We start from the raw sequence: 20036 nt of genomic DNA, 5'->3' as shown, positions 1-20036 counted from the left end.
GCTATTTCGCACCCCATGAGAGGAGAGCGCGGAAGGATCTTGCGCCGAGAAGCAGGCCGTCCGGCCTCCGCTCCGCCTCGCCCAGCGCGAAGATCTCTGCGCCTTCAGGCGGCCTGTCGCCGACGGCCTCATCACCGAAATTCGCCAGAAGCGTCAGCGTCCCACCACTGAGGTGCCAACAGGCCCGAACGGCGGACGAGCCGAGGGCAACGGCGCCTATGTTGCGACACGTATCGAGATGAGGAACCACCCGATCGCGCCGAAGCGCGATGAGACGGCGATAGAGCGCGCTCCACTCCGCACCGTCCTCGCCCGCGTCCGGCTTGCTTGCATTAAAGGTCTCGGCGGCGTTGGGGTCGAACAGCCTCGTCTCGCCACAGGGGTCGACGTGGGCGAATTCGCGCGCACGCCCTTCCCTGACCGCCTGGGCAAGCTCCTCGTGGTGATCGGTGAAATACAGGAACGGGGTGCGGCTACCGAACTCCTCACCCATGAAAAGCAGCGGAATTTGCGGGTTAAGCAACAGCAGCGCGACGGCGACGCGAACCGCAGCAGGGTCGGCCAATGCCAGGAGGCGGTCGCCGAACAGGCGATTGCCGATCTGGTCGTGGTTCTGCAGGCAGTTGACGAAACGGGTCGGCGCCAGGTCCGAGCTGGGCCAGCCGCGCGGCTCGCCACTGAAGGAGGCGACCTCGCCCTGGAACGCGAAGCCTTCCGCCATCACTCTCGCGAGATGGCGGATCGGCTCGTCGGCAAAGCTGCCGTAATAGGCCGTGGCCTCGCCCGTCAGCATGACATGGACGGCATGGTGAAAATCATCGTTCCATTGCGCGTCGAACCGCGACAGCAAGCGGGAATCGTTGGCGTCGTTCTCTACCACCAGCTGGATATGACGGTCTGCCGGAACCGCGCTGCGGACCTCGCGCTCGAAATCCAGCAGGAATTCGGTCGAGGGAATCGCATGAACGGCATCAAGCCGCAAACCGTCGAACCGGTACTCGCCAAGCCATTGGACCGCACAGGCGATGAAATAGGCTCGCACGTCCGGCCGGTCGAAATCGATCGCCGCGCCCCATGGCGTGTGACTTCCGACGCGGAAGAATTGCGGCGCATAAGCATGCAGGTAGCAGCCATCCGGGCCGAAATGGTTGAACACGACGTCGAGATGGACGGCGAGGCCAAGCTCATGCGCCCGGTCCACCAGCCGCTTCAAGTCGTCGGGCGTCCCATAAGTTGCGGCCGGCGCGAAGGGCAGGACGCCGTCATATCCCCATGAGCGCTCGCCTGGGAAATCGGCGATCGGCATGAGCTCGACAGCCGTGATGCCGAGCTCGGCCAGGCGGGGCAGGTCGCGCTCGATTCCCGCGAAGCCTCCGACGAGGCCGGGGTGAATTTCGTACAACACGGTCTCGCGCCAGGGCCTGCCGCGCCAGTTCGCGCAGCGCCAGGAATAGGAATCCGGGTCGGTCAGGACGCTCCAGCCATGCACCCCGCCCTCCTGGCGGCGCGAGGCGGGATCGGGAAAGACCAGTCCTTCCGGAGAGCGATAGCGATACCGCGTTCCGAACGGCAGGTCGGCCCGATGCTCGAACCAGCCGCCGCCAATCGCAACCATGGCGACGCTTCTTCTGGCGCCGCCTATCTCGATCTGGACCTCGGAAAGCGCGGGCGCCCATAATCGGAATGTCGAGGCCGAACCCGTTCGCCATGCCCCGAAGCGGAAACGCTTCCCATCCTCGCGCACGTTTTCGGTCATAGGCGTTCGCGATGCAGGGCGTTTTCGGTGGGAGTCGTCATGGCTGTTCGGGCGTAGCGGTGGAGGCTCGGCTTTGACGCAGCGATCGGCTCGAATCCGGCGTCCAACGTTTCCCCGAACCTGCCTCCCCCTGAATATGTTCCGCCGCTCGGATTGCTCTGCGCGATCGATGCAATGCGGCGGAACGAATCCGGCTCAAAATTCCGGAGGCCGCCTATTGTTTAAAGTCAGCGGCCGAGCGCGAGACATCCCACGCGTTCTGTCATTCGGGGACCTAGCATTAGCGGGCTTGTGGGAGTACTGCGCAACCCGAGACAGGCAAGGACACCACCACCTGTACGATAGTCCCCGAACCACGCTAGCCCTTGGCGGCGAAGGAGGCCGCGAACCGGACGTAGAGTCCGGAGACGTGTTTTTTCTCCCTCCCGTCACCGGGCACCGCCGGCTCACCCAGTCGGAAAACTTTCTCGTTGTCAGCGCCTACCCGCCAGGGCAATCCGGCGACATCGTGCGTGAGGAAGTAAACTCGGCGGCGACCTAGAAGACCGCGCTCCTAGGCTATCCCCCACGCGACCCGGTGTTGGGGCACGATGGACCGATGCTCTGGCTCGGGGCCGAGGCCGGCCCTTGAGCGCGTCCCATCGACCCGCGAAGCATGGCTCGGCACAGTCGGGCCTAAGCCGTGATCGCGGATAGCGGCAGTTTGATCGAGACTATGAGGCCCTCGGCGCGCCAATCGTGCGAAATCAGCCCGCCAAATTGGCGAACTATGGTTGTGTCGAGCAGGCGGCTGCCGAAACCCACGCGATCCGGGCTGGTCACGACTGCATCGCCCCGCTCCTCCCAGCGGATGTCGAGGCTGTCGCTATCCACCTTCCAGAACACAGCTACCATGCCCGCGTCCGCTCGCAGAGCGCCGTATTTGAGGGCGTTGGTGGTCAATTCGTTGATTACCAACGCCAGTCCACTGATCGATCCCGCGCTGACCTGCAGCATTGGTCCTTCCAATAGGAACCGCGGTGCGTCATCCGACTGGTGGGGCTCGATAACGGATTTGATGATTTGGCGCAGTTCTGATGGTTCGGATTCGTCCCGCGACAGGACGAGCTGATGCGCTCCGGCCAAGGCAAGCATGCGCCCGGTGAGCGCGGTTGCGAAATCGTCCTTGTCCCTCGCGCTCTTCGCACCGAACCGGATCATGGTCGTCACCAGCGCGAAGAGATTCTTCACCCGGTGGCTCATTTCGTGAGAAATCGTCCGCTGCGCCTCCAGCGCTTGGCGGAGTCGCTCCTCGCCTTGCTTCACCTGGAGCGCGATGCCGACGAATGTAGCGAGTTCGGTCGCAATGCGTGCGTGCTCGGCGTTGAAATGCCCCTCGTCGTCGGACACGATCCAGAGAGTGCCGAGAGGTTTATCGCCGATATAAAGCGGGACGAGGAGTACCTCCGGCACTTCGATGCCGGCGTCGGAGATCCAACTGTACATGCGCTCTGAATGCCGGGTCAGAACGGGTCCCATCTCGTCGAGCGTCACGCCACACGGACTGTAGTTGCGGGGCGTCGTCGCCCCGTCGAAGCGAGCCAACCGGCCCCGGACGTGATGCCACCGGAAAATGCCGGGCACCGGATCGGCTTCAAAGAGGCTCAGGCCGGCCGAGACGCCCCCGGTCATCGTCACCGCCAAGTCGACGAAGCACGGGAGCACCTCGTCGGGACCCTCCACCATGCGACGGGCGAGGTCCTGCAAGGCGCGCTTTTCCGCAAGATGGTCCACGGGCGTCGGCGAGCGAGCCGCGAGTTGCTCTGTGATGAAAACCTCGTGTCGGCGATCGTCTGCGAGCATATCCGCCTTCCCCCCAGCTGCTATAGAGGCCAACGGCTCGGGTGACCAGCATTCTAGCTCCATGAGCAGGCTCGTAGCAGAACGCACCGCACCTCGACGACGACCCTCGCGCAGCACATTGGATAACGAGGTTAGAGGCTCCTGCCGCTGGCAAAGCTGCGGGATTTTTGCGACATGATTTCGGTATCCACCGAGGTTACGACCCACATGAACGATTCCGCTGTCGCGGCGAGGCCCGTATCCGGACTGCCGTCTCGCGTGATGGCACTCGCGCTCGTCGCCGTCATCCTGCTGCCTGGTCTGGCCTATGCCGCCTTGCTTCTGAGCCGCTATTCGATGGCGGAGCGCGCGGGATATGAGCAGGACGCGTTGAACGTGGCCCAATCGGCGTCCTCGTTGATCGACCGGCAATTGTTGGGGTGGAAGGTGGCCCTCCAGACGCTCGCGACGTCGGCTCACCTCAAATCCGGCGACCTTCGATCATTCTATGAGCAGGCCATGCTTGTGAAGCCGTTCGTCAACGGTGACATCGGGCTGAGGGAACACGACGGACGCCTGGTGCTCAGCACCGCCGCCCCGTTCGGGACTGACCTCCCCCCGACGCGGATCAGAAATCCTCCGGAGGCGGAACTCGGCCAGCCCTTCGTCACGGATGTGTTCGTCGGCGCGCTCGTGGACCGTCCTCTTGTCGCGGTGGTGGTTCCGGTCTCGCTCGACGGTAGCGTACGTTACCATCTCCACGTCAGCGTCCCGACCATCGTCTTGCACGACCTCGTGCGACAGTCGCTGGCGCGGGACTGGATCATCGGCGTCGGGGATAAAGCCGGACGTTACGTTCTCCGCTCTGACGACGATGCAAGCTTTCGGGGCAAGCCTGGTAATCCCGATTTCCTCGCGCAAGCGGTCGGAAAAAGCGGGACCTTCGTGGGGAACAGCGCCCGTGGCGAAAGCGTGCTCGTCGGTTACGCGCGATCGGACGTCTCGGGGTGGCTGGTTGCCGCGAACATCCCCCGCACCGTGATCGAGCGTCCTCTATGGGACGCTGTGCTCTCGCTCGTGGCGTTTGGGGCGACGGCGTTGATTGTCGCCGGCCTCGGCGCCCTGTGGATCTGGCGAACGATCGAGCGGCCCCTCGCGGCGGTGACGGGCGCGGCTCGCCGTCTGGGCCGGACCGACGAGGCCTTGGAATTCCCGACCAACCTCAGGGAGTTCGCGACGCTACGCGACGCGCTCTCGTCGGCCTCCCGCGAATTGAAGCGCAACAGCGACGAACTCGAAGCGCGAGTAGAGGCCCGCACCCGGGAACTCACCGAGGCAAACGAGAGCCTCGTCGCCGAGAGCGAGAGGCGAGCTCGTCTGGAAGGGATGCTGTCCCAGGCGCAGAAGATGGAAGCCATCGGCAACCTGACTGGCGGCGTGGCGCACGATTTTAACAATTTGCTGCAGGTTATCGGGGGCAATCTGCAACTGCTTGCGCGCGAGCTGGGGGAAAACGACCGCGCTCGCGTTCGCATCGAAAAAGCCATGGCGGGCGTCGCGCGGGGTGCTCACCTTGCCACGCAACTGCTGGCTTTCGGCCGTCGCCAGCCGCTGGAGCCGAGAGTCGTCAACGCTGGGAAGCTGATCCGCGGCATGGACGATCTACTCCGGCGAACGATCGGCGAGGCGGTCGATATCGAGACAGTTGTTGCCGGCGGCCTGTGGAACACGATGGTCGATCCCACCAATCTTGAGAACGCGATTCTCAATCTCGCGATTAACGCCCGCGATGCGATGGAGGGACGGGGTCATCTCACGATCGAGACCGGAAATGCCTTCCTCGACGACAACTACGCCGAGCAACACGAGGAGGTCCAAGCGGGTCAGTACGTCCAGATATCTGTAACGGACACTGGATCGGGGATGAGCCCCCAGGTCATGGCAAAGGTGTTCGAACCGTTTTTCTCGACGAAGCCCGCAGGAAAGGGAACGGGATTAGGGCTGTCCATGGTGTTTGGCTTCGTCAAGCAGTCTGGCGGCCACGTGAAGATCTACAGCGAACCCGGTCACGGGACGACGGTGAAGTTATACCTGCCACGCTCCGCAAAGGCGGAGGAAGCGATCGTGGAGGCCGAGACGGGGCCGGTGGTCGGCGGCTCCGAAACGGTTCTCGTCGTGGAAGACGACGAGGCAGTGCGCGAGACCGTCGTGGCGACGCTGGGCGAGCTGGGGTACCGCGTACTCAAGGCATCCGATGCGCACAGCGCCTGCGTCGTCATCGAGAGCGGCGTCGAGATTGATCTCCTCTTCACCGACGTGGTCATGCCAGGCCCCATGAGAAGCACCGAGCTGGCGAGGCGAGCGAAAGAGCGTCTGCCACAGGTTAGCGTGCTGTTCACATCCGGCTACACTGAGAATTCCATCGTCCACGGCGGTCGGCTCGACGAGGGGGTCAATCTCCTTTCGAAGCCGTATTCGCGCGATGCCCTTGCGCGCAAGCTCAGGCAGGTGTTCCTCAAAGACGGAAAGACCGCGAGTGGCGTGCCTTCGCCGCTGCCGGATCAGAAGGAAGATGATGTCGCCGCGAAGACCGTTCTTGTCTGCGAAGACGACGCCCTGATCCGCCTCGACCTGGTGGATATGCTGCGGGACATGGGGCATCTCGTCCTGGAGGCGGCGGATGGATCGGAGGCACTTGCTACTGCCGGGCTGCATGCGATCGACGTCCTTGTCACCGACGTCGGCCTGCCGGACATGCGCGGCGATGAGCTCGCCCGGCGTCTTCTGGAACGGTCGCCGACCCTGGCCGTCGTTTTCGCCACAGGCCAGTCCGCATTGCCCGAGTTTGAGGGACGACCGGGTGTGTCGATCCTGAAGAAGCCCTTCCAATTGAAGGGGCTGGAGCGTGCCTTTCGCGCGGCCTTGGAAAGCGCAGAGAGCGACACGGACGCGAGTGCCGTCGGCTGATACGAGCGTCCTTAAACCCGCGAGAGCGGTCTAACGCCCCTCCCCGCGGAGAGCGCGTAAGCGAAGCAGATCGGTCACAGCGGCGCGGCGGGCGCTGCTTGATGCTACTCTTAGACCAAGACCGCCGAACTCGGCGGCTGTCGCGCAAGCTAAGGCGGCGTCACCATGTAGACGCCCTACCAGCAAACTTTACGCAGCCTCGCGCCTCCCTGGCTGGGTTTTCAGATATTTCCTCTCTGCAACGGAAGAATCTTGGCTCCGTCAGCTGTGACGGAGCCTCTTTCGTTTCCTCTGCCTCTTGTCCCGTCAACGTCGCCAGCTAGGTTTTTGGGCTCTTCAGGCATCGACGGGGAGGACGACAGCCATTCTCATCGCTGACCGATCCGGTCGATCTTGCGCGAGCGGATGGTGCGTTACAGGCGGCTTGGGCAGAGCTTCAGTTGATGACCCCGGAGCCTCTCGGTGAGCGCGAGCGGACCAGGCTGGCGTACATCATCGCAGCGCTCGTCGCTGTGGCCGAGGACGAGGACGATCTTCGGCGGCGCGCGATTGATCGCTATCGCGCGAGCTACTGAGGCAATAAGGAACCAATTCACCGCGCCACTCGTTCGGCCGAAGCCCGTCGCTGTGCCTCGACTCCGATGGAGAGCCGCATGCCGAAATATCGATTCGTGACGGATGACGGGAAGAAGTTGGATCGGGGCGAAGATACTCTTGAGTTCCCGAATGACGGCGCAGCGGCAGACGCCGCTCAACAGGCGTTGGCAGACATGGTCCAAGATGCCTTGCCGAACGGCCAATCACTAAATTTGAGTGCGGCAGTTCAGAACACTGAGGGCGATGAAGTCTATCACGCGTCCCTCAAATTTCACGGTGAAACGGCTGAGCAAGCCCGCTTCAAGGCGGCGGAAATTGATGCAGGAGCGGATGATGCGGCCGATGCAGTCGCTAGAGCGCTTTCTGCCAATCTCAAGAAAACACCAACGTAGCTATTGGATTGGCTGATACTTGGCCAGCTCCTGGCTGGCTTTCGCGAGCATTGCTTTAAGCTCAATGAGAGTACGTCTACCTCCCCGGCCGGTTCAAACTTGATGATGGCGTCGCCTCGCGCGTCGCTGCTGACTTCGATCTGCGACGGGTTCACGACTGGTAGTGGGATTGTCGGCTTTTCAGGCATCCCAGAGTGGCTCGTTTCAAGCCACGCGAGGTGAAGCGACGGTGATGCCCACCGCCAAATTTTCATGCGCCTTAGGGAGCAGGGTCGATCGTGTCGGCCACAGCCTCCTTTTTGGCGCGGGGCAGCAGTGTCATCGTCAAAATGAAGGCGGACAGAACGAAACATACGCTGTTCGTGGCGATCAGCGGCCATTCGCCCAAGCCGACGCCGTAGGCCGTCCAGAGGGCGAAACCGGTCACGGTCAGACTATAGGTCAGCGGCGAGATCGCCCCGGTGTCGCGTGTCCTGACAATCCGCCAAGCCTGAGGGACAAAGCTGATGGTAGAGCACAGCGTCGCGAGAGTGCCAGCCACCGCGACCCAGTTCACGTCCGACACCTATCTCGACAGCCGCCGGACATTCGCGCGAACCTTGCGCCGATAGCCGCGCGTAATGCCGACAGGCCCCGCGCCAGCCGACGCTTGCACCACCGCTCTCTGAGCAGCCGAGACCTTCTCCTTCACCATCAGCTTGGCCTCGCGCTCGCCGGCACGGCCACCGCCGGCAATCTTCAGGCTCCGGAGCCAGATGGCCTGCTGCGCCTCGAGGGCCAGCATCGACATTTCAACGAACAGCTTAAACATCGGCGCCACCTCCGGCCGGGGGGGTCCGAACTCCCCTTCGTGATCGGCCCGATGCAGATTTTGCCCTCCGAGCAGCGGGCTCGGCGCGGCGTGTCGGAGTCACATCCCGCGCCGCCGTCGCCCGCGCCTCCTGGCTCATGCGGTACCATCCGTAGCCAATCGCCCCGGCCAGGATCAGCGGCGTAGGAAGACGTGTCGCCAGCATGGTGAGCGGGACCGCAAGCCGCTCAGGGATTTCACCCCTGTCGACTTTCCCGGCAATCCACGCGCCGGCCAAGCTGAACATCGCTGCGCGGATCATTTCTTCTCCTCCGCCGCGCCCGGCGTAATCGGCACTTGCGCAGCTACAGGATCGCTGGCGGGAAAGGTATCCTTGAGCGCCTTTTCGAGCTTCTGGTCGGGCGTCAGCTCCCGCTCCGCTCTCGCTTGAGACTTTTGTTCCTCGCGGAGACTTTCGACGGCCGGGCTTCGAGTATTTGCCATGTGTCGCTCCATCCCCTGTGCAGAGGCTGAACGCTCCCAGGCTCGCTACCGTTCCCTTTGTGGGCCAAGCATGGTGCCGCGGATCCTTGCGGGAACCAGAGCCGCGCTTACGTCGTTGTCCGCGCGGTGCCAGCGTGGCACCTGCCTGCTCTCCGGTTGGATGCGTGGCCGCGGATGTACCGGCCGCAGCCGACAGGAGGGCAAAGTCAGTTTCCCGGTGATGGCCGGAACCGCCAAGTCCTGACGCAAGTCCAGAGGCCCGCCGCTTAAGCGGCGGGCTTTCCTTTTCCCGATGCCGGGGCGCACGACGCTGCGCGCTTGCAAAGCAGCCTGCGATGAGGAACGCCCCCGCCTCGGTCGAGTTGAGGAACCGTTCTTGGGAGATGGTGCGATGACGAAGACGACGGTGACGGCCTTTCATTTCGAGCCGTGGAGCTTCGTCCCCAACAATCCCAGGTTGTCTGCGCTGATCTACGAGGGAGCGTTCGCCGCGGACGCGACCGACCTCGCGGGGCTCATGGAAAAGCGGTTTCAGGAGAATGGATGGCCACCGCAATGGCGCAATGGGATCTACGATTTCGATCACTACCATTCGCATGGGCACGAAGTGCTCGGCATCGCGGCTGGGTCAGCCAGGCTCCTCCTCGGCGGCGATAATGGCCGCGAACTCGACGTAAAGGCCGGAGATGTGCTGGTGCTTCCGGCAGGAACGGGCCACCGCCGCATTTCGCAATCTGACGATTTCCTCGTCATCGGCGCCTATCCACCTGGCCAAAGCGGCGACATCGTTCGCGAGAAAGCTTCGGTAATTATGGCCCAGAGAATATCCGTACTGAGCTTCCCTCCGCGCGATCCAGTCGTTGGCGAGGATGGTCCGCTGCTTCGACTATGGGCAGATGTCCGCGTGGCGTGACGCCTGTCGCTTCGTGCGGGGGACATTATATGCCATTGAACGCTTCATCCATGCTGGCGCAGCTATCGAACGCACCCATGGCGCCTGGGCCTGTCGTGTGGCTCGGCATTCGCCCGCGGCGTCGTGAGTCGATGCTCGTGGTGCAGAATGCCGATTTCGATACCGTGCAAGGCGTCGTTGGAGACCGCTACACCCGCGCTCGGGGCGGCCGCCAGGTAACGCTTCTCCAGGCTGAGCATGTTGCGGCTATCGCCAGCCATATCGGCAGATCAGAAGTTTTGCCGGCCGACCTCCGGCGCAACGTCGTCACGCGCGGTATCAATCTCCTGGCTCTGAAGGACAAGCGCTTCCAGATTGGCTCTGCGGTCCTGGAGACCACTGGGGAGTGTCACCCCTGCTCCCGAATGGAAGAAATCCTCGGCGTCGGCGGCTACAATGCCGTTCGTGGCCTGGGTGGCATCACGGCACGCATTGTTCAGAGCGGAAAGGTCAGTGTCGGCGATGAACTCCTCGCGCTGCCCCGGGAGTCGAAAGCATCGCGCCGGCTCCGGAGTGAGAGCGTTCGCGGCTATCGCTTGGCGCAGGCAGTGACTTCCTCTGCGGTGAGCTGACGCCCGGCGACCCACATGGTCTCGACACGGCCAGTTTTGAGGTCCTGTGCGATCTCGCGCAGCGCGGTTTCCAAGTCGGGATACTCCATCCGGTAGGTCGCCATGAGCTCCCCCCCGACCTTCACTTTGTGCTGCAGCATCACGACGACCGCGCCATCCTCGATGTCGTTCATTCGTCCTCGCAGCGCGTCAGCATCTTTCCAGAGGGAAGCGTGAAGTAGCACTCGTCTTCGTAATGCACGGGGGTGCCGTCTTCGAGCGTGTATGATGTCAGCGAGAGGCCGGGCCATTCGCGCCAGACGACGACCTTGTAGCGGTTGCCATCCTCGTCACGGCAATGCTCCGTGTGAAGCGCGCGCCGCACCTGCGTCGGTCTCTTGTTAGGTCCATCGGATTTCCAGATTGCGACCAAGGGCGCCTCGCGATCAATCCTTCGCAGTCAACGAGAGCCTATGAGCACTGGTTCCCAGTTCGTCGGGCCCAAGCTACTCTGCGATCGCTTGCAGGGCCTATTCTATATTGAATGCGGCCGCATCGCCGCCCGCAGTTACAACGGCGAACGATCTCGCAATCCGCGCATCGTTTCCACCTGGCCGCATTTTTCTCTCGCTGATCACGGTCACGCCGACGGCGGTTACCGGAGATGCACCGGCCACTCCACAATAGCGCCGGTAGGTATCCAGAGCATCGGATCGCTCGGGATCACTCAGGAGTGAGCCGATCGGGGTGCTTTCTCGCAACCCGCTGAAATAGGCCTTCGCTTCCGTGACGGGTCTGAGTTCCCGACCGCTCAACACGTTGATGCATTTCGACATTGCAGCTCGTCTTCATCCCTCGCAGGAAGTGGGAAAAGGAGTGCCGTGGGGGCTCGCCAAGCATTCGGATATAGCCGCATCTGGAGAGCCAGCCGCGAGAGAAGCCTACGCGGAGCCGTCGGACAGCGGATCAGCGACGATAGGCTGACGGCCGTTCGCTCCCTCCCGAACTGCCGTCGCCACGAATGCGCGATACTCCGACCAGGTCGCCAAGCGGCGGGAGCAGCCGCCGCAACACACATCGCTGGTAGGCCGGAGGTCCGAGGGCACGGCGATGCTCGGCGAGCCGCAAATATCGCACCGAAATCCGTCCGCACCCATAACGCCTGTCCTGACGAACCACACCGCCGCTGCAAACTTCGCGAGCGAGTGATGGTTCCGCTGCGCGGGCTGGAACCTCCACACCAGACGCTCCGTTGCTCCGGGAAAGCTTCAGGAAGGAAATCCAGCGATGATGTTCGTCGAGCAAATTAAGGAGGGCCAGCGAGTGATCGGATCCGATGGAGGTCACGTCGGAACCGTCGACGCTCTGAGCGGCCAGCTCATCAAACTCAAGAAGAATGACGCCGAGTCGGGCGGCGCTCACCACTACATCGACCTGGGGCTTGTCATCGGCATCGAGGGCGACACGATCAAGCTGATCGTCCCGGCTACTGAGGCGAAAGAGCGATGGTCCGAGGCCACCGGCTGATGGACAGACGCCATTTCGTGGCAGGGGCAGGCGCGACAATCGTCGCTGGCCCGGCCCACGCGAGCATCGCGGTCGATCGCTTCGGGCCGATGGTTCCCGGACGCAGCGTCATCCTTCTTCACGGCTCGGATGGTCTGACCAACGGCGGTCGATATGAGTTCGCCGCGCAGATGATCGCCGCCGCCGGCTACAGTGTCTGGCTACCGCGTTATTTCCAGGCAACGGGCGATCGCCGGGCCCGCTACGGTGAGATCAAGACCAAGTTTCCAATCTGGCTTGAAGCGATCGAGGCCATCAAGGTCGAAAGACAGGATCGGTTCGCTGTTGTCGGCTTCTCGCTCGGCGGAGCGTTGGCTTTGGCATTCGCCGCTCGCGACAGCAGGATCAGGGCCGTCGTCGACTTCTTCGGTTTCCTCCCTGCTGGATTAGAGTGGGCATCATTGCCACCAACACTCATCCTCCATGGGGACGCCGACCAAATCGTTCCGGTATCGAACGCAGTCGCGATCGAGAACCTGATCAAGGGCAATGGAGGCCACGTCCAGAGCCACATTTACCCGGGCGAAGGACACGGACTGTCCGTTGCGAGCTGGCCGGACGCGATATCGAGGGCGCAGGCGTTTTTGCGGGAATACCTGTGACAGGCTTGTGCGGGAGCGCTGGTCGTGAGGACAGGCGCAATTGAAGATCGCAACCTACAACGTCAACGGCATCAACGGGCGCCTGCCTGTTCTCCTGCGCTGGCTCAAGCAGGACGGGCCGGATGTCGTCTGTCTGCAGGAGCTAAAATGTTCCGACGCCCGATTTCCAGAGTGGGAACTGCGGCAGGCGGGGTATGAGGCAGTTTGGCATGGCCAGAAGAGCTGGAACGGCGTCGCCATCCTTGCAAAGCAAGGCAGCCCGCTGGTCCTGACGCGCCGGGGGCTGCCCGGAGACCCCGACGATAGCCACAGCCGGTACATCGAGGCCGCGGCGCACGGGATACTCATCGGCTGTATCTATCTCCCCAACGGAAATCCGGCTCCGGGTCCCAAGTTCGAATACAAGCTACGCTGGTTCGAGCGGCTGCAAAGCTATGCCGAGGAGCTGCTATCGCTCGACGTGCCGGTGGCGCTTGTTGGTGACTTCAATGTCATGCCCACGGAGCTCGATGTTTATGCGCCTGAGCGTTGGAGGGAGGACGCTCTCTTTCGCACGGAGGTGAGGAAGGCGTTCGCCAGCCTTCTTGAGCAGGGCTGGGTCGACGCCGTCAGGCACCTCCATCCCCAGGAGCGAATCTACACGTTCTGGAAATACTGGCGGAACTCGTTCGAGCGCGACGCTGGACTGCGGATCGACCACTTCCTATTGAGCCCCGCGCTGGCCGATACGCTCAAGCGAGCGGAAGTTCGGCGTTCGCCGCGCGGCTGGGAGCACACCAGCGACCACGCTCCAGTGATGATTGAGCTCTAGTGCCCCGGACCCCGGAGAGCTCGTTCGCTTGGGAGACAGCCGGCTGGCAGGCATGCCGTGCTTCCTCCCGCGGCAATGGTGGCGACCCAGCGCAAGGCCTGGGTCACCAAGTTCGACCGCCGCGCGCCGCACTCCACCACGCGGCTCGACGAGGTGCCGGTCGTTGGTTCGCGCGCCCACTGAGAAGCCGCGAGGTCCGTCGCGAGCCGGACGGGATCGCACCGAAGGGAACACGACCTTAGCCCGCCCGTTCGATCTCCATCGAAAGCGGTCACCATGCTGGAGGATACCATGGGCGAGCTCACACTCAGCGACATCGCAGAGAAGATGAAGGACATGGATTTCTGCATGCTCACGACCGTGACGGAGGGCGGCAAGCTTTCCAGCCGGCCCATGAGCAACAACCGCGATGTCGAGTACGATGGGGATTCCTGGTTCTTCGCGTATGATGATGCGCGTTTCATCCAGGACATCCAAACCACTGATCAGGTCGGCCTTACCTTCTCGGGCAACAAGAGCCTGCTCGGCAAGCCAGGCATCTTCATCGGCATCGAGGGCAAGGCCAGCTTGACCAAAGACCGGGGCGCTCTCGAAGAGCACTGGGTCGACGATATGGAGCGCTGGTTCCCGCAGGGCATCGAGACCCCGGGCATCGTGCTGGTTCAGGTTCACGCGTCGCGCGTGCACTACTGGGACGGCGAAGATGAGGGAGAGGTCGCGGTCTGACCGCTTCCGCCAGCGCGGCGAGCTTGTGGCCCCTCAGCCGCCGTGCCCGAATCCCCCGCCTTCGGTTTTGCCGGCGCCAAGGGTCAGAGCTTCGCTCCATCGAGGATGACCCGGGCGATCGAACCGCAGTAAGCAAGCCTGAGCCGAGCATCATGTGAAGCGCACCGCAATGCAGCTGGCCGAGTGTCCTCTTCCTTCGTCCGTCACCTTGGGATCGTCGGTTCGCGCCAAGGGGATCGAACGCGAAATCAAGCGTCGACTGCCTTGGGCATGGAGGAAATGCCTGAAGGTCGAAGCCGGCAAGGTGACACTCGATGCGCCGGGCGCCGACGCGGTGGAATTCGACGCGCTTTCAGCGATCGTCGGCGAGACATTGGCCGGCATCGCTGTGTTGCCTGTCCTCCCGAGCGAAGCTGAGGACATTCTCGCCATCTCCTCTCGCGAGCGCCACAAATGGCTCGACGACGGTCGCCTTCAGAGCGCGGGAACCAAAACGGTCAAGCTGCGTGGCCGCGCCAAGGCCGTCACTTTCCACGTATTCGAGCCTCGCTTCATTGAGCATGTCCTTGACAGCGGACTGACAGAGATCTGGCGGGAAGAGGATATCGCCGCGGCAGCGGAAAACAGGCGGCGCGCCGCGGGAAAGGCGGCGCAGACCCGCGCGGGCAAACGGCCTGGCAAAGCGCGGAAGGCCGTCAGCAGCCCGAACGACGAAGTCCCGCCGGACCTAGCCGGCTGGGATGAATTCGATGCTGAGGGACTGCTTCGCTAGCGCTCCGGTGGCGGCCCGAGGAGCGGCGGCGATCACACCTCGAATGAGCTGCCGGCTCGCGGTTTCAATCAGCCAGAGGTGTTCCGATACGGAGCTGGTTGATTTCCCTGGTCGGCATGGAGTGCGAACCGAGCGGATGTTCGATCGGCGGATCGACCGCTACCGGGGTCGCGCACACCTTGAGGGGAATTGCGGCCGCCCTGAGGACAGGAACCTCGGCCTCGCCTCGAGGCGCGGCTGCGTGGGCGAGCGAGCTCCAGCCCATCGAGAAAGCGGCGAGAAGGAGAAGCGATTTCATGCGGAAACCTCGAAGGCTGGACGGAGCACAACCGGCCGCCTCAGTCAGAGTTCCCCTCGCCCGCCAGCAGCACCCGCCGCGGCTCGAAAATTCCTTGGCGGGCTCTGGGAACCAGCCTTTTCCGGCCGCGTTCATGCGCTCAAAGTGGAGGCGAAAATGTTGCGTCTTTCGTTTCTTTCGGCGCTGTTCTCCGTAGTTGGCATCACCTCGGTTGTGGCATCCCCCGCGATGCGCGCTCCTTGGGTCGGCGATCTGGCGTGGCTTATCATCGCGGCGACTTGCGTCGTCGCCGTTATGGCTTCCGAGAGTGAGAGCGCGTAAACCACCTGGTACAACGCTCGACAGCCACGCCGCCGACGAACCCCAACGCTACGCCCGAGGGCCAATGCGCGAGCATGCCTACCCGGGCTGACGCCAAACCCAAAGCAGCTGACCATAGAGCCGCGGGACAAGCCACGCGGTCAGCGAAGAAGGCCGCCATCGCCCCGGCATGCATCGCGTGGCCCGAAGGCATCGAGTCGAGCGCTCGGCCGGTCTTCAATCGCCCGGATCCCATCACTCGGTCAGGCCGTACTTGGTCGACGATCTGCTTGACGGCGTGATGCAAGGTAGTCGTAGCCGCAATAGTCGACAGAAAGCGAACAGCATCCCTGCGGGCAGCGCTTTGGCCCGGCGTTGCCAGAAGCCAAAGTGCGCCCCCTCCCAGCAGCACGCGCGCATCGGCTAGCCACCCGAGTGAGAACGCGACACGCGCTCCCGGCGAAGGCAGACGGGCGGCTCGCGTGACTGCGCGATCAATGTCAGACACTGGCAGTGCAATGCGCGGCACCAGCTGGCAACTCAGCTCTTTTTCTTACGCGGCTGGCGAATGGACTTTTCAGGGTCAGCGCCGGCTTGCTGCTCGCTTACAGCGTGTAGCCCGTGTCTCTGCATGGCCCACGCAGCTTTTGCTGCGGTCCAGTGTTCTCGGTCTCGCCCGTCTGGCTGCCCCTCCTTCAACCAAATCTGGTAAGCCAGTCTGCGGATTTCGGCGTGGTCTGCGTCGTGGTCCATCGGTGTCGTCCCAGGGGTCTTCGCGGCGGAAAACGCCCTCGGTGGACCGACGGTTCCGCCTCCGTTGCCGAGTTGCCGACCGGTTGCGAATGCGGCGCCCAAAGGTGCTGCCCAGTTCTCCCTGATCGCGCTTCACCTAGCGCGTCCCTGACAGCGACCTGCCGCGACTGCGCAGTCCCGTTCGCGGGGTGCCCGTCGCTTCGCGCGCGGCGGTCTTGTCAAGGGGCGATTAGCTGGCGACGCTCATTTCGCCGGGCTCTGAGCAGGCCGGAACCGGAAGTGAAAGGCGACAGTTGACCTGTTCTAGGTGATCGAAAGACTCCCGGAGCATTCGGCCCCCGCGAAGACCCAAATAAGGACGATTGAATTGGTCGAGGAAGGACCCACCAAAACTGCCCAGAGCCCTTCGTTACGCGGCCTGCGATTTTCCCCTCTGCGTGGCGTACTGAAATTGCTCGTCGAGGCAGACGGATCCCGTCTGACTCTGAGCCGTCTGCGAGCGGCCGTCATTTTGCTCGCGGCTCTCTCGGGCTTTGCATTACTCGGATACCTGCTGCCGACGCTGGTATGGTGAGGGTCCAAACCCCGCCTTTCTTTTCGCGGCGCATCGGATTGTTGGAAGCCCGCCATAACTATGGCGGGCTGCTGTTTAGTCGAGCTAGCGCGAAGCGTAGTGGACGACGATCCAAGCCACCCCGACGAGGAAGAGCCCACCGATCAGTACCGCGAGCACTGGACGACCTAGGAAACCCTGCCGCCCTTCGACGGGTGTCTCCACGGCCGGCTCGATCGTCGAATGCTTATCTGCTCGCATCGGCGGGACCACCCCTCCACCTGGGCCTTCACCCTGCTGGTCAGCACGCGCGTTGGCTGCCCGGACATCTGAATCTTGGTTGTCTGTCATCGCTCATCTCCGTTTTGCATCTGCTAGGGAGACTGCGTTTCGCTTCTGATTGTTCCGCCACGGTCGCCAACACTTGCGCTTATGGGATCGAGCCAGCATCCTGCCGGTCCACTATGGAGATGCGTATGGCTACCGGCACTGTGAAATGGTTCAACGAGACCAAGGGTTACGGCTTCATCACCCCGGACAGCGGCGGCAACGATGTTTTCGTGCACATCAGCGCGGTGGAGCGCGCCGGATTGCGGAGCCTGAACGAGGGACAGAAGGTTTCCTACGAGATGGTAGCCGATAAGAGGTCGGGCAAGCAGTCGGCTGACAACCTCAAGGCGGAGTAGCGGCGGCCACTTCTGCCGGCTGAGACAGCCCGCCTCCATCGGGAGGCGGGCATATTTATCGGGCGCCGTCCTTCAAGACCCGCTTCCCCCTTCTCAGTTTCGATCGGGAGCACAAGAAAGGGCGCGCGCCAAAGGATCGCGGAACATCAATCAGAATGGGCTATCAGCACGTCTCCTGCCAGGCCTCGCGGCCGTGAACCGTCGGCGAAACATACTCGTCGTGGGGTTCCTGTCGGCATTGACGGGTGCGGTCGGATGCCTTCTCGTCTATAATCTACTGCCTGATCCTCAAGAGCTGAGGGAGCCGCTTCCGCATCACCTGGCTTCGTCCGATCGCCAGCTGAAGACGTCGATGGGCGCCCTTTTCGGGTCGAGCTATATCCCAGGCAACAAGGTCGAGACGCTCGTCAACGGCAACCAGATCTTTCCCTCGATGCTGGGCGCCATCCGTGAAGCCCGGCAAACAATCAGTTTCGAAACCTACATCTACTGGCGCGGCGACATCGCGGTGAAATTCGCGGATGCTCTTTCCGCTAAAGCCCGCGAGGGCCTGAGCGTGAAAGTGCTGCTCGACTGGGTCGGCAGCCTCCCAATGGACGAAGCGCTGATCAAGCGCATGCAGGGTGCGGGCGTCGAGGTCGTGCGGTTCCGGCCCGTTACCTGGTACACGCTCGACCGCGTCAACAACCGTACGCACCGCAAGTTGCTAATCCTGGACGGCCGCGTTGGCTTCACGGGCGGTGTCGGCATCGCCGACGAGTGGAACGGGGATGCTCGCTCACCAAGTGAGTGGCGGGACAATCACTACCGCGTGGAGGGGCCGGCGGTGGCTGAGTTCCAGGCGGCCTTCGCCGAGCACTGGATCGAGGCGACCGGCGAACTCCTGCTCGGCGATCGCTATTTTCCGGACGTTGCGCCGACGGGCGAGCGTGCCGCGCAGGTCGTCGTCAGCTCGACCCACCAGCGCAACGTCATGCATCTGATGCTGATGACGGCGCTCGCTTCAGCGAAGAAGAACATCCGGATCGCGACGCCGTATTTCGTTCCGGACGAACTCACGCGCCAACAGCTGCTAGAAGCGCGCAAGCGCGGCGTGGACATCCACATTATCGTGCCCGGTCCCCAGACCGATGCGCGCGTGGTGAGAAAGGCATCGCGGCACCTGTGGGGCGATCTGCTTGAGGCGGGCGTGAAGATCAGCGAGTACCAGCCGACCTTTTTCCACTGCAAGCTCGTGGTCGTCGACGACGTCTGGGCCTCGGTGGGCTCGACGAATATCGACGACCGCGCCCTGCGGCTCAACGACGAGGCCAACGTCAACTTGTTCGACCAGGACTTCGCCAGAACGCAGACGACCGTGTTCGATCGGGATGCGGCAGCCTCTCGGCCTTACACGCTCCTAGAGTGGCAAAATCGATCAGCAGACGAGAAATTCTCGGACTGGGTGTCGAGCTTGGCCCGGTCACAGATTTGATCGGTTTCACTGCCGACATGGTTCGCGGCCGTCATGAGAGAACAGCGGCATCTCGGTCTCATGCAGTAGCGGCTCGCGGACCCGAGCTAGCGGCGCCTGACGAACCGTTGACGCAACACCAAGTTCACTCGCCAAAACAAAACCCCGCCGGGATCTCCGACGGGGTTTGTGGGCCTCCAGCCCTTTGCTCTGCCGCGAGGACGAGCACTACCGAATTTCGCGCCAGCCTTAGATCGGGAGCTGCCGGTACATCCGCGGCTCGCTCTCCGATCGAGGTAAAAGAAGCGAGCCGGCCGGCTGGGGGAAGTTGCGCCGGCTCGCTTCTGGTGGTCATCTTGGCAGAGGGTCCACCGCTGTCGTCGATGGGTGCAACGACGATAGCGGCTTTCAAACCAGCTTCTGCGTCTTGAGTTCCGCCGCGTGGCAAATAGTTCCGCCACCACACCTTACCGCTACATCATGCGGCCTTTTTCCCAACGCGCCGGGCTGGCTTGGACGCAGGCCGAGACGAAGCGCCTGGGGTCCTGGCGAAGAGGACCGATGCCGAGCGGCCGGGCACGGCGCAGATGACGAGGAGCTTCGGCCATGGCGCAGCACCGCTGAGGAACAGCCGGGGCATGGCAACCGTTCTCCGAGGGCGCTGCAGTATGGCGCATCTGGAGCCAGCCCGATGACGACCGAAGAAGCGACCGAGATTCTTGGCGTGCAAGGCGGCCTGCCCTGCACAATCCATTTTTGGGGAACTGATACGCCGTCGCGAAAATTCGACACGGTGCACGACGGACTAAACTTCATCACGGAGGCAGGCAAGCAGGAGCCGCTTCCCGACCTTCATATCCATGGGAACCAGGGGGACATCGCCGTAAACGGCCCCGACCTTGAGAAGCTCATCGCTGCGGCGAGCGCAATTCGGTCGGTTCCATAGGAGTTCGCGCTCAGCCCTTTGGCCGCCCGCCCTATCGACTCGGCATCTAGCCTACGCTTGACCGGCATGTCCTCCTCGAACTCGTCTCGAAACGGTCGACACAAGCGAGCCGTTTAGGCACGCATAACGAAGCCGGCGCTGCATCAGCCCAGGCAGCGGATTCTTCGAACTGTGTTTCGGCGTGCAAGTTTGACCCTGTGAGGCGGGGGATCGGCGTCCAACTTTGACCCCCTTGAGCCG

25 protein-coding genes are annotated in these 20036 nt (G+C 62.9%); 14 read left to right on the top strand and 11 right to left on the bottom strand.

Annotated features, from left to right (window positions below; translation table 11 throughout):
* Position 1: 1 nt before the first annotated feature.
* Positions 2 to 1756, bottom strand: a complete 1755-nt coding sequence (gene treZ / locus AC07NY_RS04085; protein WP_494582012.1) for a malto-oligosyltrehalose trehalohydrolase — start codon at positions 1754 to 1756, stop codon at positions 2 to 4.
* Between the two features lie 675 nt (positions 1757 to 2431).
* Complete coding sequence (locus tag AC07NY_RS04080) at positions 2432 to 3598, bottom strand: sensor histidine kinase (RefSeq protein WP_494582010.1); 1167 nt, start codon at positions 3596 to 3598, stop codon at positions 2432 to 2434.
* 207 nt (positions 3599 to 3805) lie between these two features.
* Between AC07NY_RS04080 and AC07NY_RS04075 the strand changes: the two genes are divergently transcribed.
* The 3 genes from AC07NY_RS04075 (at position 3806) to AC07NY_RS04065 (ending at position 7533) form a co-directional block, all read left to right on the top strand.
* The gene (locus AC07NY_RS04075; protein ID WP_494582008.1) at positions 3806 to 6544 is read left to right on the top strand and encodes a response regulator; all 2739 of its coding nucleotides are present in this window, start codon (positions 3806 to 3808) and stop codon (positions 6542 to 6544) included.
* A gap of 443 nt (positions 6545 to 6987) precedes the next feature.
* Positions 6988 to 7119, top strand: coding sequence for a hypothetical protein (locus tag AC07NY_RS04070; RefSeq protein WP_494582007.1), 132 nt, complete (start codon positions 6988 to 6990; stop codon positions 7117 to 7119).
* Positions 7120 to 7197: 78 nt separating this feature from the next.
* Positions 7198 to 7533 carry a DUF6894 family protein gene (locus AC07NY_RS04065; RefSeq protein WP_494582005.1) on the top strand — a complete coding sequence of 112 codons (336 nt, stop codon included), beginning with the start codon at positions 7198 to 7200 and terminating at the stop codon, positions 7531 to 7533.
* A gap of 259 nt (positions 7534 to 7792) precedes the next feature.
* Here AC07NY_RS04065 and AC07NY_RS04060 read toward each other — a convergent pair whose 3' ends face one another.
* The 3 genes from AC07NY_RS04060 to AC07NY_RS04050 form a co-directional block, all read right to left on the bottom strand.
* Positions 7793 to 8089, bottom strand: a complete 297-nt coding sequence (locus AC07NY_RS04060; protein WP_494582003.1) for a SemiSWEET family sugar transporter — start codon at positions 8087 to 8089, stop codon at positions 7793 to 7795.
* Between the two features lie 9 nt (positions 8090 to 8098).
* On the bottom strand, positions 8099 to 8344 hold the full coding sequence (locus tag AC07NY_RS04055; protein ID WP_494582002.1) for a hypothetical protein: 246 nt from the start codon (positions 8342 to 8344) through the stop codon (positions 8099 to 8101).
* 297 nt (positions 8345 to 8641) lie between these two features.
* Entirely contained in the window at positions 8642 to 8827 is a 186-nt protein-coding gene (locus tag AC07NY_RS04050) for a hypothetical protein (RefSeq protein WP_310094081.1), read from the bottom strand.
* A 391-nt stretch (positions 8828 to 9218) separates the two neighbouring features.
* Here AC07NY_RS04050 and AC07NY_RS04045 point away from each other — a divergent pair, with 391 nt between their 5' ends.
* Positions 9219 to 9740 (top strand): cupin, encoded by a 522-nt coding sequence (locus AC07NY_RS04045; protein ID WP_494582000.1) that lies wholly within the window; start codon positions 9219 to 9221, stop codon positions 9738 to 9740.
* A 29-nt stretch (positions 9741 to 9769) separates the two neighbouring features.
* Complete coding sequence (locus AC07NY_RS04040; RefSeq protein ID WP_494581999.1) at positions 9770 to 10351, top strand: MOSC domain-containing protein; 582 nt, start codon at positions 9770 to 9772, stop codon at positions 10349 to 10351.
* Here AC07NY_RS04040 and AC07NY_RS04035 read toward each other — a convergent pair.
* From AC07NY_RS04035 to AC07NY_RS04025, 3 genes are all read right to left on the bottom strand, one after another.
* Positions 10309 to 10524 carry a hypothetical protein gene (locus AC07NY_RS04035; RefSeq protein ID WP_494581997.1) on the bottom strand — a complete coding sequence of 72 codons (216 nt, stop codon included), beginning with the start codon at positions 10522 to 10524 and terminating at the stop codon, positions 10309 to 10311. The two genes, AC07NY_RS04040 and AC07NY_RS04035, sit on opposite strands and share 43 nt — an antisense overlap.
* Positions 10521 to 10715, bottom strand: a complete 195-nt coding sequence (locus tag AC07NY_RS04030) for a hypothetical protein (protein ID WP_494581996.1) — start codon at positions 10713 to 10715, stop codon at positions 10521 to 10523. Before AC07NY_RS04030 ends, AC07NY_RS04035 begins: the two co-directional genes overlap by 4 nt.
* A gap of 145 nt (positions 10716 to 10860) precedes the next feature.
* Entirely contained in the window at positions 10861 to 11166 is a 306-nt protein-coding gene (locus tag AC07NY_RS04025; RefSeq protein ID WP_494581994.1) for a hypothetical protein, read from the bottom strand.
* A 451-nt stretch (positions 11167 to 11617) separates the two neighbouring features.
* Between AC07NY_RS04025 and AC07NY_RS04020 the strand changes: the two genes are divergently transcribed.
* The 6 genes from AC07NY_RS04020 to AC07NY_RS03995 all read left to right on the top strand — a co-directional run bounded on the left by AC07NY_RS04020 (position 11618) and on the right by AC07NY_RS03995 (position 14807).
* Positions 11618 to 11857, top strand: a complete 240-nt coding sequence (locus tag AC07NY_RS04020; RefSeq protein ID WP_494581993.1) for a DUF2171 domain-containing protein — start codon at positions 11618 to 11620, stop codon at positions 11855 to 11857.
* On the top strand, positions 11857 to 12498 hold the full coding sequence (locus tag AC07NY_RS04015) for a dienelactone hydrolase family protein (protein ID WP_494581991.1): 642 nt from the start codon (positions 11857 to 11859) through the stop codon (positions 12496 to 12498). Before AC07NY_RS04020 ends, AC07NY_RS04015 begins: the two co-directional genes overlap by 1 nt.
* Positions 12499 to 12538: 40 nt before the next feature.
* Complete coding sequence (xth, locus tag AC07NY_RS04010; protein WP_494581990.1) at positions 12539 to 13309, top strand: exodeoxyribonuclease III; 771 nt, start codon at positions 12539 to 12541, stop codon at positions 13307 to 13309.
* Positions 13310 to 13366: 57 nt separating this feature from the next.
* Positions 13367 to 13492: a DUF4113 domain-containing protein gene (locus tag AC07NY_RS04005; protein WP_494581988.1), complete on the top strand. Its 126-nt coding sequence runs from the start codon at positions 13367 to 13369 to the stop codon at positions 13490 to 13492.
* Positions 13493 to 13600: 108 nt separating this feature from the next.
* Positions 13601 to 14035, top strand: coding sequence for a pyridoxamine 5'-phosphate oxidase family protein (locus tag AC07NY_RS04000; protein ID WP_494581986.1), 435 nt, complete (start codon positions 13601 to 13603; stop codon positions 14033 to 14035).
* Between the two features lie 169 nt (positions 14036 to 14204).
* On the top strand, positions 14205 to 14807 hold the full coding sequence (locus AC07NY_RS03995; RefSeq protein ID WP_494583668.1) for a hypothetical protein: 603 nt from the start codon (positions 14205 to 14207) through the stop codon (positions 14805 to 14807).
* A 64-nt stretch (positions 14808 to 14871) separates the two neighbouring features.
* On the opposite strand, the gene AC07NY_RS03990 is transcribed toward AC07NY_RS03995, so the two are convergent.
* The 3 genes from AC07NY_RS03990 to AC07NY_RS03980 all read right to left on the bottom strand — a co-directional run bounded on the left by AC07NY_RS03990 (position 14872) and on the right by AC07NY_RS03980 (position 16158).
* Positions 14872 to 15105 carry a hypothetical protein gene (locus tag AC07NY_RS03990; protein WP_494581984.1) on the bottom strand — a complete coding sequence of 78 codons (234 nt, stop codon included), beginning with the start codon at positions 15103 to 15105 and terminating at the stop codon, positions 14872 to 14874.
* A gap of 292 nt (positions 15106 to 15397) precedes the next feature.
* On the bottom strand, positions 15398 to 15817 hold the full coding sequence (locus AC07NY_RS03985; protein ID WP_494581983.1) for a phosphatase PAP2 family protein: 420 nt from the start codon (positions 15815 to 15817) through the stop codon (positions 15398 to 15400).
* Positions 15818 to 15945: 128 nt separating this feature from the next.
* Complete coding sequence (locus AC07NY_RS03980) at positions 15946 to 16158, bottom strand: DUF2934 domain-containing protein (protein WP_494581981.1); 213 nt, start codon at positions 16156 to 16158, stop codon at positions 15946 to 15948.
* Positions 16159 to 17187: 1029 nt separating this feature from the next.
* Here AC07NY_RS03980 and AC07NY_RS03975 point away from each other — a divergent pair.
* From AC07NY_RS03975 to AC07NY_RS03965, 3 genes are all read left to right on the top strand, one after another.
* Positions 17188 to 17397: a cold-shock protein gene (locus AC07NY_RS03975; RefSeq protein ID WP_310095021.1), complete on the top strand. Its 210-nt coding sequence runs from the start codon at positions 17188 to 17190 to the stop codon at positions 17395 to 17397.
* Between the two features lie 352 nt (positions 17398 to 17749).
* Entirely contained in the window at positions 17750 to 18871 is a 1122-nt protein-coding gene (locus AC07NY_RS03970; protein ID WP_310095024.1) for a phospholipase D-like domain-containing protein, read from the top strand.
* Between the two features lie 670 nt (positions 18872 to 19541).
* On the top strand, positions 19542 to 19796 hold the full coding sequence (locus AC07NY_RS03965) for a hypothetical protein (protein ID WP_494581978.1): 255 nt from the start codon (positions 19542 to 19544) through the stop codon (positions 19794 to 19796).
* The last annotated feature ends 240 nt before the right edge of the window (positions 19797 to 20036 follow it).

The organism is Allobosea sp. GW821-FHT09G06 (assembly GCF_059416005.1).
Note: the sequence above shows the minus strand (reverse complement) of the source record. Positions and strands in the feature narration are given on the sequence as shown.

Excerpts from the sequence above, each read along its gene's own strand:
- treZ (WP_494582012.1), bottom strand. The coding sequence starts at position 1,756 with ATGACCGAAAACGTGCGCGAGGATGGGAAGCGTTTCCGCTTCGGGGCA.
- AC07NY_RS04080 (WP_494582010.1), bottom strand. The coding sequence starts at position 3,598 with ATGCTCGCAGACGATCGCCGACACGAGGTTTTCATCACAGAGCAACTC.
- AC07NY_RS04075 (WP_494582008.1), top strand. The coding sequence starts at position 3,806 with ATGAACGATTCCGCTGTCGCGGCGAGGCCCGTATCCGGACTGCCGTCT.
- AC07NY_RS04070 (WP_494582007.1), top strand. The coding sequence starts at position 6,988 with ATGACCCCGGAGCCTCTCGGTGAGCGCGAGCGGACCAGGCTGGCGTAC.
- AC07NY_RS04065 (WP_494582005.1), top strand. The coding sequence starts at position 7,198 with ATGCCGAAATATCGATTCGTGACGGATGACGGGAAGAAGTTGGATCGG.
- AC07NY_RS04055 (WP_494582002.1), bottom strand. The coding sequence starts at position 8,344 with ATGTTTAAGCTGTTCGTTGAAATGTCGATGCTGGCCCTCGAGGCGCAG.
- AC07NY_RS04050 (WP_310094081.1), bottom strand. The coding sequence starts at position 8,827 with ATGGCAAATACTCGAAGCCCGGCCGTCGAAAGTCTCCGCGAGGAACAA.
- AC07NY_RS04045 (WP_494582000.1), top strand. The coding sequence starts at position 9,219 with ATGACGAAGACGACGGTGACGGCCTTTCATTTCGAGCCGTGGAGCTTC.
- AC07NY_RS04040 (WP_494581999.1), top strand. The coding sequence starts at position 9,770 with ATGCCATTGAACGCTTCATCCATGCTGGCGCAGCTATCGAACGCACCC.
- AC07NY_RS04035 (WP_494581997.1), bottom strand. The coding sequence starts at position 10,524 with ATGAACGACATCGAGGATGGCGCGGTCGTCGTGATGCTGCAGCACAAA.
- AC07NY_RS04025 (WP_494581994.1), bottom strand. The coding sequence starts at position 11,166 with ATGTCGAAATGCATCAACGTGTTGAGCGGTCGGGAACTCAGACCCGTC.
- AC07NY_RS04020 (WP_494581993.1), top strand. The coding sequence starts at position 11,618 with ATGATGTTCGTCGAGCAAATTAAGGAGGGCCAGCGAGTGATCGGATCC.
- AC07NY_RS04015 (WP_494581991.1), top strand. The coding sequence starts at position 11,857 with ATGGACAGACGCCATTTCGTGGCAGGGGCAGGCGCGACAATCGTCGCT.
- AC07NY_RS04000 (WP_494581986.1), top strand. The coding sequence starts at position 13,601 with ATGGGCGAGCTCACACTCAGCGACATCGCAGAGAAGATGAAGGACATG.
- AC07NY_RS03995 (WP_494583668.1), top strand. The coding sequence starts at position 14,205 with ATGCAGCTGGCCGAGTGTCCTCTTCCTTCGTCCGTCACCTTGGGATCG.
- AC07NY_RS03990 (WP_494581984.1), bottom strand. The coding sequence starts at position 15,105 with ATGAAATCGCTTCTCCTTCTCGCCGCTTTCTCGATGGGCTGGAGCTCG.
- AC07NY_RS03980 (WP_494581981.1), bottom strand. The coding sequence starts at position 16,158 with ATGGACCACGACGCAGACCACGCCGAAATCCGCAGACTGGCTTACCAG.
- AC07NY_RS03975 (WP_310095021.1), top strand. The coding sequence starts at position 17,188 with ATGGCTACCGGCACTGTGAAATGGTTCAACGAGACCAAGGGTTACGGC.
- AC07NY_RS03970 (WP_310095024.1), top strand. The coding sequence starts at position 17,750 with ATGGGCGCCCTTTTCGGGTCGAGCTATATCCCAGGCAACAAGGTCGAG.
- AC07NY_RS03965 (WP_494581978.1), top strand. The coding sequence starts at position 19,542 with ATGACGACCGAAGAAGCGACCGAGATTCTTGGCGTGCAAGGCGGCCTG.